Source organism: Flavobacterium reichenbachii, from assembly GCF_002217435.1.
In the GTDB taxonomy this organism is placed as follows: domain Bacteria; phylum Bacteroidota; class Bacteroidia; order Flavobacteriales; family Flavobacteriaceae; genus Flavobacterium; species Flavobacterium reichenbachii.
Map to the genome: position 1 here is coordinate 136502 of NZ_MUHF01000001.1, position 12584 is coordinate 149085.

At 34.7% G+C, this 12584-nt stretch carries 9 protein-coding genes; 8 read left to right on the forward strand and 1 reads right to left on the reverse strand.

Features of this window, described 5'->3' with window-relative positions:
* Positions 1 to 37 precede the first annotated feature (37 nt).
* The 4 genes from rimP to B0A68_RS00610 all read left to right on the forward strand — a co-directional run bounded on the left by rimP (position 38) and on the right by B0A68_RS00610 (position 5341).
* Entirely contained in the window at positions 38 to 502 is a 465-nt protein-coding gene (gene rimP / locus B0A68_RS00595) for a ribosome assembly cofactor RimP (protein WP_035688245.1), read from the forward strand.
* A 13-nt stretch (positions 503 to 515) separates the two neighbouring features.
* Positions 516 to 1769, forward strand: coding sequence for a transcription termination factor NusA (gene nusA, locus B0A68_RS00600; protein WP_035685764.1), 1254 nt, complete (start codon positions 516 to 518; stop codon positions 1767 to 1769).
* A 59-nt stretch (positions 1770 to 1828) separates the two neighbouring features.
* On the forward strand, positions 1829 to 4708 hold the full coding sequence (gene infB / locus B0A68_RS00605; protein WP_035685761.1) for a translation initiation factor IF-2: 2880 nt from the start codon (positions 1829 to 1831) through the stop codon (positions 4706 to 4708).
* 123 nt (positions 4709 to 4831) lie between these two features.
* A complete protein-coding gene (locus B0A68_RS00610; RefSeq protein ID WP_035685758.1) occupies positions 4832 to 5341 on the forward strand; it encodes a DUF4920 domain-containing protein in 510 nt (169 codons plus the stop codon).
* 257 nt (positions 5342 to 5598) lie between these two features.
* Here the strand turns inward: B0A68_RS00610 and B0A68_RS00615 are convergent, their stop codons facing one another.
* Positions 5599 to 5988: an SPOR domain-containing protein gene (locus tag B0A68_RS00615; protein WP_035685756.1), complete on the reverse strand. Its 390-nt coding sequence runs from the start codon at positions 5986 to 5988 to the stop codon at positions 5599 to 5601.
* Positions 5989 to 6207: 219 nt separating this feature from the next.
* On the opposite strand from B0A68_RS00615, the gene B0A68_RS00620 reads away from it, so the two are divergent.
* From B0A68_RS00620 to B0A68_RS00635, 4 genes are read left to right on the forward strand one after another with little or no spacing between them, the layout of a single operon-like run.
* Entirely contained in the window at positions 6208 to 7539 is a 1332-nt protein-coding gene (locus B0A68_RS00620) for a c-type cytochrome (protein WP_035685754.1), read from the forward strand.
* 32 nt (positions 7540 to 7571) lie between these two features.
* Entirely contained in the window at positions 7572 to 10628 is a 3057-nt protein-coding gene (locus B0A68_RS00625) for a TAT-variant-translocated molybdopterin oxidoreductase (RefSeq protein ID WP_035685751.1), read from the forward strand.
* 37 nt (positions 10629 to 10665) lie between these two features.
* Entirely contained in the window at positions 10666 to 12066 is a 1401-nt protein-coding gene (nrfD, locus tag B0A68_RS00630; protein WP_035685749.1) for an NrfD/PsrC family molybdoenzyme membrane anchor subunit, read from the forward strand.
* Positions 12059 to 12583, forward strand: coding sequence for a DUF3341 domain-containing protein (locus B0A68_RS00635; RefSeq protein WP_035685747.1), 525 nt, complete (start codon positions 12059 to 12061; stop codon positions 12581 to 12583). The genes nrfD and B0A68_RS00635 overlap by 8 nt, the downstream gene beginning before the upstream one ends.
* Position 12584 lies beyond the last annotated feature (1 nt).

Consider the following 12584-nt stretch of genomic DNA (forward strand, 5'->3'; position numbering starts at 1 on the left):
AATGAGGGGACTAGATGTCCCCTCTTTTTATAAAATTATGACATTTAAAGAAAAGGTAAACGGATTAATTACGGAGGCTCTTTTAGAAAAGCCATCAATCTTTTTGATTGATTTGGCGATTTCAGATGCTTTCAAAATTAGTGTTGGTTTAGACGGAGATAATGGAGTAGCGCTTCAGGATTGTATTGATATAAGTCGTGCAATCGAGAATAATCTTGATCGTGAAGAGCAGGATTTTTCATTAGAAGTAGCATCGGTTGGAGTAGGTTCTCCGTTAAAATTAATAAGACAATACAAGAAAAATATTGGTAGAACATTGATTGTTACTACAAATACTGAAAAAATTGAAGCAGAATTGGTGGAAGCTAATGATGTTTTTATAATTTTGTCTTGGGAAGCAAGAGAACCGAAAAAAGTAGGAAAAGGAAAAGAAACAGTTCAAAAAGAGCAACAAATACCTTATACAGAAATTAAAGAGGCAATTGTTACAGTAACATTTTAATTAAAGAATTCGCATGGAAAATTTAGCATTAATCGATTCATTCTCAGAGTTTAAAGATAATAAACTTATTGATCGTGTAACGCTTATGGCAATTTTGGAGGACGTGTTTAGAAATGCATTGAAGAAAAAATACGGTTCTGATGATAACTTCGATATCATTATAAATCCTGATAAAGGAGATATGGAGATCTGGAGAAGAAGAGTAATTGTTGCCGACGAAGATCTTGATTTTGAAAATGAGGAAATTACTTTGACAGAAGCAAGAATGATTGAAGCAGATTTTGAAATCGGCGAAGAAGTTTCTGAAGAGGTTAAATTGATCGATTTAGGAAGAAGAGCTATTTTGGCTTTGCGTCAAAACTTAATATCTAAAATTCACGAACACGATAATACTAATCTTTACAAGCAATTTAAAGATATTATTGGTGATATTTATACAGCAGAGGTGCACCACGTGCGTCCTAGAGTAGTTATTTTGGTTGATGATGAAGGAAATGAAATTGTGCTTCCAAAAGAAAAACAAATTCCATCTGACTTTTTCCGTAAAGGAGATAATGTTCGCGGAATTATTGAAAGTGTTGAATTAAAAGGAAATAAACCGCAAATTATCATGTCTAGAACTTCTGAGAAGTTTTTAGAAAAATTATTTGAACAAGAAATACCAGAAGTATTTGATGGTTTGATTACAGTTAAAAATGTAGTCCGTATTCCTGGAGAAAAAGCAAAAGTAGCGGTAGATTCTTATGACGATAGAATTGATCCGGTTGGAGCTTGTGTAGGTATGAAAGGTTCTCGTATTCACGGAATTGTTCGTGAGTTAGGAAACGAGAATATTGACGTTATTAACTATACAAATAACATTCAGTTGTTTATAACAAGAGCATTAAGCCCTGCAAAAGTTTCTTCTATTAAAATTGATGAAGAAACTAAAAGAGCAGAAGTATTCTTGAAATTAGAAGAGGTTTCTAAGGCAATTGGTAGAGGTGGTCATAACATTAAATTAGCGGGCCAGCTTACAGGTTATGAGTTAGATGTAATTCGCGAAGGAGATGTTGCCGGAACAGTTGCAGATGAAGACGATGTTGAATTAACAGAGTTTTCAGATGAAATTGAAGATTGGGTAATTGAAGAATTCGCTAAAATAGGTTTAGATACTGCAAAAAGTATTTTAAAACAAGAAGTAGAAGATTTAGTAAGAAGAACAGACTTAGAAGAGGAAACAATTCTGGATGTTATGAAAATACTAAAAGAAGAGTTTGACAGCTAGAAAACAGCTGAATATCTGCTCTAACAACACAACGAAAAAGGTAATAATAAAAAGGTTATATGTCTGAAGAGAGAGTAATAAGAATAAACAAGGTTTTAAGGGAATTAAATATTTCGTTAGAAAGAGCTGTTGATTATCTAAAAGATAAGGGAATTGCTATTGATGCAAATCCAAACGCTAAAATTTCTGATAGCGAATTTAATATCCTACAAAGCCAATTTGCGGGCGATAAGGGGAATAAGGAAGCCTCTAAAGAGGTAGGAGAAGAGAAAAGAAAAGAAAAAGAAGCATTGCGTGTTGAGCGTGAGAAAGAGATTGAGGACAAACGCAGACAAGACGAAGAGCGACAAAAACAACAGGAAATTATAAAAGCGAGAGCTGTAGTAACCGGACCTGTTCAAGTTGGTAAGATTGATTTAAATCCAAAAAAGCCTGCTGTTGTTTCTACGCCTGAAGAGCCTGCTAAAATTGAAGAACCTAAAGAAATAGTTACTCCTCCTGTTCAAACAGAAAAACCTGTTCAAAAAGAAATTGTGCAGTCTGAGCCAGTTGTTACACCTGTAGTTTCTGAAGAGAAAAAGGTAGAAAAACCTGTTGTTGCAGAGAAGAAAGAAGTAAAAGCAGAAAATACTAAAGTAGCTCAAGAGCCTGTTGTTTCAACAGATCCTGCAACTGCTGAGGAGACTATAACAACACAATATCAAAAATTATCTGGAACTACTCTTACAGGTCAAACAATTGATTTATCTCAATTTAACAAGCCTAAGAAAAAGAAAGAAGATCCAAAAATAACTCCTAATAAACCAGGAGCTCCAGGTGCAAATAATAACGCTAATAAAAATAAGCGTAAAAGAATTGCTCCTAAGCCAGGAGCGCCGGGTGCACCAAAACCTGCTACAGGTAATGCGCCGGGAACTCCAAATCCTAATAAAATTACTCCAAATACAGGCGGCGGAGGTTTTAATGCTAACAGAAGTGCTAGACCTGGTTTTGTAAAAGGAAACCGTCCTGCAATTGTAGCTAAAGTTGAGCCTACTGAAGAGGAAGTAAAAAACCAAATTAGAGAAACTCTTGAAAAACTTCAAGGTAAAGGTGGTAAATCAAAAGCGGCTAAATATAGAAGAGATAAAAGAGAAACGCACCGTCAGAAATCTGATGATGAGCAAAGAGCACTTGACGAAGGAAGTAAAACCATTAAGGTTACAGAATTCGTTACTGTAGGTGAAATTGCAATTATGATGGATGTGCCGATTACTAAAGTAATTGGAACTTGTATGTCTCTTGGTATCATGGTAACAATGAATCAGCGTTTAGATGCTGAAACATTAACAATTGTTGCTGATGAATTTGGTTACGAAGTTGAGTTTATTACTGTTGATATCGAAGAAGCAATTGAGGTTGTTGAAGATAGAGAAGAAGATTTAGTATTTAGAGCGCCAATTGTTACTGTAATGGGTCACGTCGATCACGGTAAAACATCTTTATTAGATTATATTCGTAAAGAAAATGTTATTGCTGGAGAATCTGGAGGTATTACACAACATATTGGAGCATACGGAGTAACTTTAGATAACGGTCAAAAAATCGCATTTTTAGATACACCGGGTCACGAGGCGTTTACCGCGATGCGTGCACGTGGAGCTCAAGTTACCGATATTGCTATTATCGTTGTAGCGGCAGATGATGATATCATGCCACAAACAAAAGAAGCTATTTCTCACGCACAAGCTGCGGGAGTGCCAATTATATTTGCAATCAATAAAATTGATAAACCAAATGCTAATGTTGAGAAAATCAAAGAGCGTTTGGCAAGCATGAATTTACTTGTTGAAGATTGGGGTGGAAAAATTCAGTCACATGATATTTCTGCAAAAGTTGGAACAGGTGTAAAAGAATTGTTAGAGAAAGTTTTATTAGAAGCTGAAATTTTAGATTTAAAATCAAATCCAAATAAAGCTGCACAAGGAACTGTTGTTGAAGCGTTCTTAGATAAAGGAAAAGGATATGTATCAACAATTTTAGTACAGCATGGAACTCTTAAAGTTGGAGATTATATGTTGGCTGGAAAGCATCATGGAAAGGTTAAAGCAATGCATGATGAAAGAGGGCATATTGTTTTAGAAGCTGGTCCTTCGACTCCGGTATCTGTTTTAGGTTTAGATGGAGCTGCAACAGCAGGTGATAAGTTTAATGTATTTGAAGATGAAAAAGAAGCAAAACAAATTGCATCTAAACGTTCTCAATTAATGCGTGAACAATCAGTACGTACACAACGTCACATTACACTGGACGAAATTGGACGTCGAATTGCTCTTGGTCAATTTAAAGAATTAAACGTAATCCTTAAAGGAGACGTTGATGGATCTGTTGAAGCATTATCAGATTCGTTCTCTAAACTTTCTACTGAAGAAATTCAAATTAATATTATCCATAAAGGTGTTGGAGCAATTACAGAAACTGATGTTATGCTGGCTTCTGCTTCTGATGCAATTATTATCGGATTTAACGTTCGTCCTGCAGGAAATGCAAGACAATTGGCTGATAAAGAAGAAATCGATATCCGTTACTATTCTATTATCTATGCCGCTATCGATGACTTAAAAGATGCGATGGAAGGAATGTTAGCTCCTGAAATGAAAGAAGAAATTCTTGGAACTGCAGAAATACGTGAGATTTTCAAAATTTCTAAAGTTGGTTCTATTGCAGGATGTATGGTTACTGATGGTAAAATTTTAAGAACTTCTAAGATTAGAGTTATTAGAGAAGGAGTAGTGGTTCATACTGGTGAACTTGTTGCCTTGAAACGTTTTAAAGACGATGTTAGGGAAGTTTCAAAAGGATACGATTGTGGTATACAAATTAAAGGATTTAATGATATCGAAGAAAGAGATGTTATTGAGGCTTACCATGAAGTAGCAATCAAAAAGAAACTAAAATAAATTTCAATAATTATATTAAAAAGTCCCAATGAAAATTGGGACTTTTTTTTGAATAAATGATTCTTGTGGAATAATTTATTTTAAATTTTTAATCCTATTTTTGATAAACTAAATTATTATAATATGAAATTAGGAGTATATACACTTGTTTTGTTTTTAAGTTTTTCTTCTTTATGTTTTGCACAGGAAGATGTAGAAAAGCCATCGCCACCTGCAGGTAATGCATTAGTAGGGGATTATTATGGTGCAGATGTTTCAAAAACTTCTGCAAATAGTGCCATATCAGTTGAAAAATTAAATGAAAAATTAAAAAGTAAAGAGAAAATAGAGGGCGTTGTTGTAAAAGGGGAAGTGACAGATGTTTGTCCAAAAAGAGGTTGTTGGATAAGTGTAAAAACACAAGACGGGGCTTCTTTCTTTGTAAAGATGAAAGATTATGCTTTTTTTGTGCCCACTGCTTTAAAAGGAAAGAATGTAGTTTTAGAAGGAGTTGCGGAAAAGAAAATTACATCTGTGGACGAGTTGAAGCACTATGCTAAGGATTCTAAAAAGACGAAAGCAGAAATTGATGCTATTAATGCCCCAAAACATGAAATTCGATTTATGGCAAATGGAATTAAAGTTGTTGATTGATTGAGGAAATTTTTATACTTTAATTTTTAAGGAAGGTGTTTGTGTTATAAAGTTGCAATTAATTTTAGATTTCTTTCTCGAGTATTTTGTATTAATTTGATTGAAAATTAAATAGATTGTGCTAATTAAATAAATTTTAAATTTGAGTTTAAACATAGATAACTTTATGCTTATTTAACTTCTTAAGGTTGAATTTTTTCTAACAAAAAAGCGAGATATCATCTCGCTTTTTTGTTTTTAATCCTTTTTTAAAAGGATTATTTTCCTGGTTTTAGTAAAAAAATACTCTTGTATCTTTTTTTGATTTCTGTTAAATTTCTTTCGGCTTCTATTCTTGTTTTGAAATTGCCAACAATTACTTTGTAATTTGGAGTACTGAAAATAATTGTTCCATCAATTGTTGCGTTTTCTCTTTTAAAATCAGAAAGTGTTTTTTTTGCTTCATCGCTTTTACCGCTAAAGATTTGAATTCTATACGTGTCGTTTGTATTTATTGATGTGTTAATTTTTCGCTTCTCATTTAACAATTGCTCAAATTTAGGGTCTTGATTCAATGTTAAATTTTGGTCTTGTGCATTAATATTGTGTGCAAAAGCAATCGTTGCAATTGTTAATAAAAGTTTTTTTGAAGGAGTTAAAATTCTCATAATGTGATGGTTTTTGTGCAAAAATAGTGTTTAAAGTTTGAGTGTGAAATTTTAATATTATTTAGAATTGATATAAATTGATATTTAAGGGTATTTTAAGGTTTTGAGAATAGTTCATAAGTCGTATTTTTGTGCAAGTTTTAAAAGAAGGTGTGTGTTTTGACTGGATTTAATACAGAAAAAATCATACCAAAAATTAGTAGATAATTATTATACTATATGAAAAAGGTGGGTAACCATAATTCGATCTCAAGAAAATTGATGCTTAGCTTATCGCTAACGCTGATTTTCTCCCTAACTTCATTTGCTCAAGAAGCTGCAGCTGCTCCAGCTGCCGCAGAAGCTGTTGCTGCTCCGGCTGCAACTGCAGGAGGTGATCCGGTAAAAGGGAAGGAACTTTTTAATGCAAATTGCGCTGCATGTCACAAATTAGATGCTAAATCAACTGGTCCTGCTTTAAGAGGGGTTGCAGGAAAGCATGACATGGCTTGGATTTACAAGTGGGTGCACAACAGTTCTGACATGATTAAGTCAGGAGATGCTGTGGCCGTTAAGCTTTTTGAAGAAAACAATAAAGCGGTAATGACTTCTTTTCCTCAGTTATCAGAAGGGGATATTGACAATATTATAGCTTATACTTCAGAAGAAAAAGCTGCGCCACCAGCTGGTAAAACTGTGTTGCCAACAGGTCCTCAAGAAGGAGGTAGCGGGATTTCTAATAATATTATTTTAGGAGCTCTTGCGCTTGTTATGGCTATTTTGGTTGTGATGTTATTCATGGTGAATAAAGTATTAACTAAAGTTGCAAATAAAAATGGTATTGTAGTTGCTCCAAAAGAAGCTAGAATTCCAATTTGGAAAGCTTTTGCAAGAAATCAATTTCTAGTATTAGTTACTGCTATATTTTTGCTTTTAGCTAGTGGATATTTTGTTTACGGATATTTAATGCAGGTTGGTGTTGATCAAAATTATGAGCCAATTCAGCCTATTCATTATTCTCATAAAATTCACGCTGGTGATAACGAAATCAATTGTAAATATTGTCACTCTGCTTCACGTGTAAGTAAGACTGCTGGTATTCCTTCGTTAAATGTTTGTATGAACTGTCATAAAAATATTTCTGAAGTTGCTGAGACTACAGCTACTGCTGAATACAGCAAAGCATTTTACGATGCTCAAATACAGAAACTATATGATGCTGTTGGTTGGGATAAAACTAAACAAGCTTATACTGGAAAAACACAGCCTGTAAAATGGGTTCGTATTCATAATCTGCCTGATTTTGTTTACTTCAATCACTCACAACACGTTTCTGTTGCTGGAATTGAATGTCAAACTTGTCACGGTCCAGTGCAGGAATTTGAAATCATGAAGCAATATTCTAAATTAACAATGGGATGGTGTATTGACTGCCATAGAAAAACTGATGTTAAGATGGAAGGAAATGCTTACTATGATAAAATTCATGCTGAACTTTCTAAAAAATACGGTGTAGAGAAATTAACTGCAGCGCAAATGGGAGGTTTAGAATGCGGTAAATGCCACTATTAATCGAATTATTAAGATTTTAATATTTATATACAATGTCATCAAACAAAAAATACTGGAAAAGTGTTGAAGAGCTAGAAAATAGTTCTATTGTTGAGGCGCTTAGAAATAACGAATTTGTTGAAGAAATTCCTACTGAAGAATTTTTAGGAAATGCAGATGCTTTAGCTTCATCTGGAACTTCACGTCGTGACTTTTTAAAGTACGTAGGGTTTAGTACTGCAGCGGTTACACTTGCTGCTTGCGAAGGTCCAGTTCACAAGTCTATCCCTTACGTGTTACAACCGGAACAAATCATTCCTGGTGTTGCTGATTACTATGCAACAACTGTTTTTGATGGTTTTGATTTTGCTAATCTTTTAGTAAAAACTCGTGAAGGTCGTCCAATTAAAATTGAAAACAATACTATCTCTGGAGCTAAGTTTTCAGCCAATGCTAGGATTCACGCGTCTATTCTGTCTTTATACGACAGTATGCGTTTGAAAGAACCTAAATTGGATGGAAAAAATAGCAGCTGGTCTGCTGTTGATTTAAAAATTAAATCAAGTATAGCTGATGCAAAAGCGAAAGGCGGACAAGTAGTATTATTAACAAATACTTTAGCAAGTCCATCTACAGAAAGATTGATTTCTGAATTCATTGCTAAAAATCCAAATGCAAAACATGTTGTTTATGATGCGGTTTCGTCATCAGAAGCATTAGATGCATTTGAAACAGTTTACGGCGAAAGAGCTTTAGTTGATTATGATTTTTCAAAAGCTTCTTTAATTGTATCTGTTGGTGCTGATTTCTTAGGAGATTGGCAAGGTGGTGGATATGATTCTGGATATGCAAAAGGACGTATTCCTCAAAATGGAAAAATGTCTCGTCACTTCCAGTTCGAATCTAATATGACATTATCTGGAGCTGCTGCTGATAAGCGTGTTCCAATGACTACAGCTGATCAAAAACAAGCTTTAGTTCAAATATATAATATTGTTGTTGGTGCTTCTGTTCCAGTTACTTTAGATGGTAAATTTAAAGCAGAGGTAGTAAAAGCAGCGCAGCAATTAAAAGCTTCTGGTACAAAAGGTGTTTTGGTGTCAGGAATTGAAGATAAAAATGCTCAATTATTAGTTTTTGCTATCAACCAAGCGTTGGCTAGTGAGGCTTTTAATACTGCTGGAGCAAGACAAATTAGAAAAGGATCTAATGCTGCTGTTTCTCAGTTGCTAAAAGATATGAATGCAGGTAGTGTTCATACTTTAATAATGAGTGGAATTAACCCAGTTTACACTTTAGCTGATTCAGCTTCTTTTGTTTCTGGATTGAAAAAAGTTAAAACATCAGTAGCGTTTTCTTTAAAAGAAGATGAAACTGCGTCTATCGCAACAATCGCTGCTCCGGCACCTCATTATTTAGAATCTTGGGGAGATGTTGTAATTACTTCAGGAACTTATAGTTTAACACAGCCTACTATTCGTCCGATTTTTAATACAAAACAATTTCAAGACGTTTTATTATCTTTAAATGGTGTTGCAGGAAGTTTTTATGATTATTTAAAAGCTAATTCTGGTGCAATCACTACGGGTTCATCTTGGAATAAAGTTTTGCATGATGGTGTTTTTGTAATTGGTTCTACTGCTTTGGCTGGAGGTTCTTACGATTACGCTGGAGCTGCAAATGTACTTTCAAAATCAAAACCTGCGAGTGGTCTTGAATTAGTATTGTATACTAAAACAGGTATGGGAGATGGACAACATGCAAACAACCCTTGGTTGCAAGAGTTTCCAGATCCAATAACAAGAGTTTCTTGGGATAACTATTTAACAATTTCTAATGCGGATGCTGTAAAATTTGAATTTTCAAATCCTATTGTTGCAAATGGTGGTTTAAACGGAAATTATGCTACAGTTACTGTTGACGGAGTTAAATTAGAGAATGTTCCTGTAATTGTTCAGCCAGGACAAGCAGTTGGAACAGTTGGTTTAGCAGTTGGTTATGGTCGTAAAGCGGCTTTAAAAGAAGAAATGCAAGTAGGTTTAAATGCTTACGCTTTATATAAAAATTTCAATAGTGTTCAGTCAGTTTCTATAGCAAAAGCTAGTGGAGAGCACGAGTTTGCTTGTGTGCAAGGACAGAAAACATTAATGGGTAGAGGAGATATTATTAAAGAAACTACTCTAACAGTATTTAATTCAGAAAGTGCAGAGCACTGGAATGAACAGCCGATGGTGTCATTAGACCACCAAGAAGTTGAAGCTACCACTGTAGATTTATGGGAATCATTTGATCGCTCTACAGGACATCATTTTAATCTTTCTATCGACTTAAATGCTTGTACTGGATGTGGAGCGTGTGTTATTGCTTGTCATGCAGAAAATAACGTTCCTGTTGTTGGTAAAGCAGAGGTTAGAAGAAGTCGTGATATGCACTGGTTGCGTATTGATAGATATTATTCTTCAGAAAGTACTTTTGAAGGTGATAATAAGAGAAAAGAAAATATTGCTGGTTTATCTAGTTCGTTGTCTACATTTAATGAAATGGAAAAAGCAGGAGAGAATCCTCAGGTTGCTTTCCAACCAGTTATGTGCCAACACTGTAATCATGCGCCTTGTGAAACGGTTTGTCCTGTTGCGGCAACTTCTCACGGTCGTCAAGGTCAAAACCATATGGCTTATAATAGATGTGTTGGAACACGTTACTGTGCGAATAACTGTCCTTATAAAGTGCGTCGTTTTAACTGGTTCTTATACAACAAAAACAGCGAGTTTGATTATCACATGAATGATGATTTAGGACGTATGGTATTAAACCCAGACGTAAATGTTCGTTCTCGTGGAGTTATGGAAAAATGCTCTTTCTGTATCCAAAGTACACAAGCTGTTATCCTTCAGGCAAAACGTGAAGGTAGAGTTGTAGCAAAAGATGAATTCAATAATGCTTGTGCATGTTCGGCTGCTTGTTCTTCAGGAGCAATGGTATTTGGAGATGTTAATGATAAAGAAAGTGAAGTTGCTAAACTTGCTGAAAGTGAAAGAATGTATCACTTATTAGAGCATGTTGGTACAAAACCAAACGTTTTCTATCATGTTAAAGTTAGAAACGTTTAGTAAAAATAATTATTAATTAGAAACAATATAAAGGATTATGTCGTCTCATTACGAAGCACCCATTAGAAAACCTTTAGTTATAGGTGATAAATCTTATCACGACGTAACAGTAGATGTAGCTGCTCCTGTTGAAGGACCTGCAAACAAGCAATGGTGGATTGTATTTTCTATCGCATTAATAGCCTTCCTTTGGGGACTAGGTTGTATTATTTACACCGTATCTACCGGTATCGGAACTTGGGGATTAAATAAAACAGTTGGCTGGGCTTGGGATATTACCAACTTCGTTTGGTGGGTTGGTATCGGTCACGCAGGAACATTAATTTCTGCAGTACTTTTACTTTTCCGTCAGCGTTGGAGAATGGCTATTAACCGTTCTGCGGAAGCGATGACTATCTTCTCTGTAGTTCAGGCAGGTTTATTTCCAATTATTCACATGGGACGTCCATGGTTAGCATATTGGGTTTTACCTATTCCAAATCAATTTGGATCTTTATGGGTAAACTTTAATTCGCCGTTACTTTGGGATGTATTCGCAATTTCAACGTATCTTTCAGTATCATTAGTTTTCTGGTGGACTGGTTTATTACCTGATTTTGCTATGCTTCGTGATAGAGCTATAACACCTTTTAATAAAAGAGTTTATTCTATTCTAAGTTTTGGATGGAGTGGTAGAGCAAAAGATTGGCAGCGTTTTGAAGAAGTATCTTTAGTATTAGCTGGTTTGGCTACTCCTCTTGTACTTTCTGTACATACGATTGTATCTATGGACTTTGCTACATCTGTAATTCCAGGATGGCATACAACAATTTTCCCTCCATACTTTGTTGCTGGAGCGGTATTCTCAGGATTTGCAATGGTAAATACATTGTTGATCATCATGAGAAAAGTTTCAAACTTGGAGGCATATATTACTCTTCAACATATTGAATTGATGAATATCGTAATCATGATTACAGGTTCGATTGTTGGTGTTGCTTACATCACTGAGTTATTTGTAGCTTGGTATTCAGGTGTAGAATATGAGCAATATGCATTTTTAAACAGAGCTACTGGTCCTTACTGGTGGGCATATTGGTCAATGATGACTTGTAACGTTTTTTCTCCACAGTTCATGTGGTTTAAAAAACTTAGAACAAGTATTATGTTCTCATTTATTATTTCGATTGTAGTTAACATCGGAATGTGGTTTGAAAGATTCGTAATTATTGTTACTTCTTTACATAGAGATTACCTTCCATCTTCTTGGACAATGTTCTCACCAACATTTGTTGATATTGGAATTTTCATTGGAACAATTGGTTTCTTCTTCGTATTGTTTTTATTATACTCAAGAACATTCCCTGTAATTGCTCAGGCAGAGGTTAAAACAATTTTGAAAGGAACAGGAGATAATTACATTAGAGAAAGAGCAAATAAAGATTCACATCATGAGTAATAAAGTAATATACGCCATTTATAATGACGATGATATTTTGATGGATGCAGTAAAGAAAACCAGAGCTGCACATCATCATATTGAAGAGGTTTTTACTCCATTCCCAGTTCACGGATTGGATAAAGCTATGGGATTAGCACCAACGAGATTAGCAATTTGTGCTTTTATCTATGGATGTATTGGTATCTCTGTTGCAACAACAATGATGAGTTATATTATGATTCATGACTGGCCACAGGATATTGGTGGAAAACCAAGTTTTAGTTTCATTCAGAATATGCCTTCATTTGTGCCGATTATGTTTGAGATGACTGTGTTTTTTGCAGCTCACTTAATGGTAATTACTTTTTATATGAGAAGTAGATTATGGCCGTTTAAAGAAGCCGAAAATCCTGATGTAAGAACAACAGATGACCATTTTTTAATGGAGGTTGCTGTTAACAATAACGAAGCAGAACTAGTTTCTTTCTTCGAGGGTACTGGAGCAGTTGAAGTTAAAGTAATTGAAAAGAATTAAT

Coding starts and splice junctions, on each gene's coding strand:
- nrfD (WP_035685749.1), top strand. CDS start 10,666: ATGTCGTCTCATTACGAAGCACCCATTAGAAAACCTTTAGTTATAGGT.
- infB (WP_035685761.1), top strand. CDS start 1,829: ATGTCTGAAGAGAGAGTAATAAGAATAAACAAGGTTTTAAGGGAATTA.
- rimP (WP_035688245.1), top strand. CDS start 38: ATGACATTTAAAGAAAAGGTAAACGGATTAATTACGGAGGCTCTTTTA.
- B0A68_RS00610 (WP_035685758.1), top strand. CDS start 4,832: ATGAAATTAGGAGTATATACACTTGTTTTGTTTTTAAGTTTTTCTTCT.
- B0A68_RS00620 (WP_035685754.1), top strand. CDS start 6,208: ATGAAAAAGGTGGGTAACCATAATTCGATCTCAAGAAAATTGATGCTT.
- nusA (WP_035685764.1), top strand. CDS start 516: ATGGAAAATTTAGCATTAATCGATTCATTCTCAGAGTTTAAAGATAAT.
- B0A68_RS00635 (WP_035685747.1), top strand. CDS start 12,059: ATGAGTAATAAAGTAATATACGCCATTTATAATGACGATGATATTTTG.
- B0A68_RS00625 (WP_035685751.1), top strand. CDS start 7,572: ATGTCATCAAACAAAAAATACTGGAAAAGTGTTGAAGAGCTAGAAAAT.
- B0A68_RS00615 (WP_035685756.1), bottom strand. CDS start 5,988: ATGAGAATTTTAACTCCTTCAAAAAAACTTTTATTAACAATTGCAACG.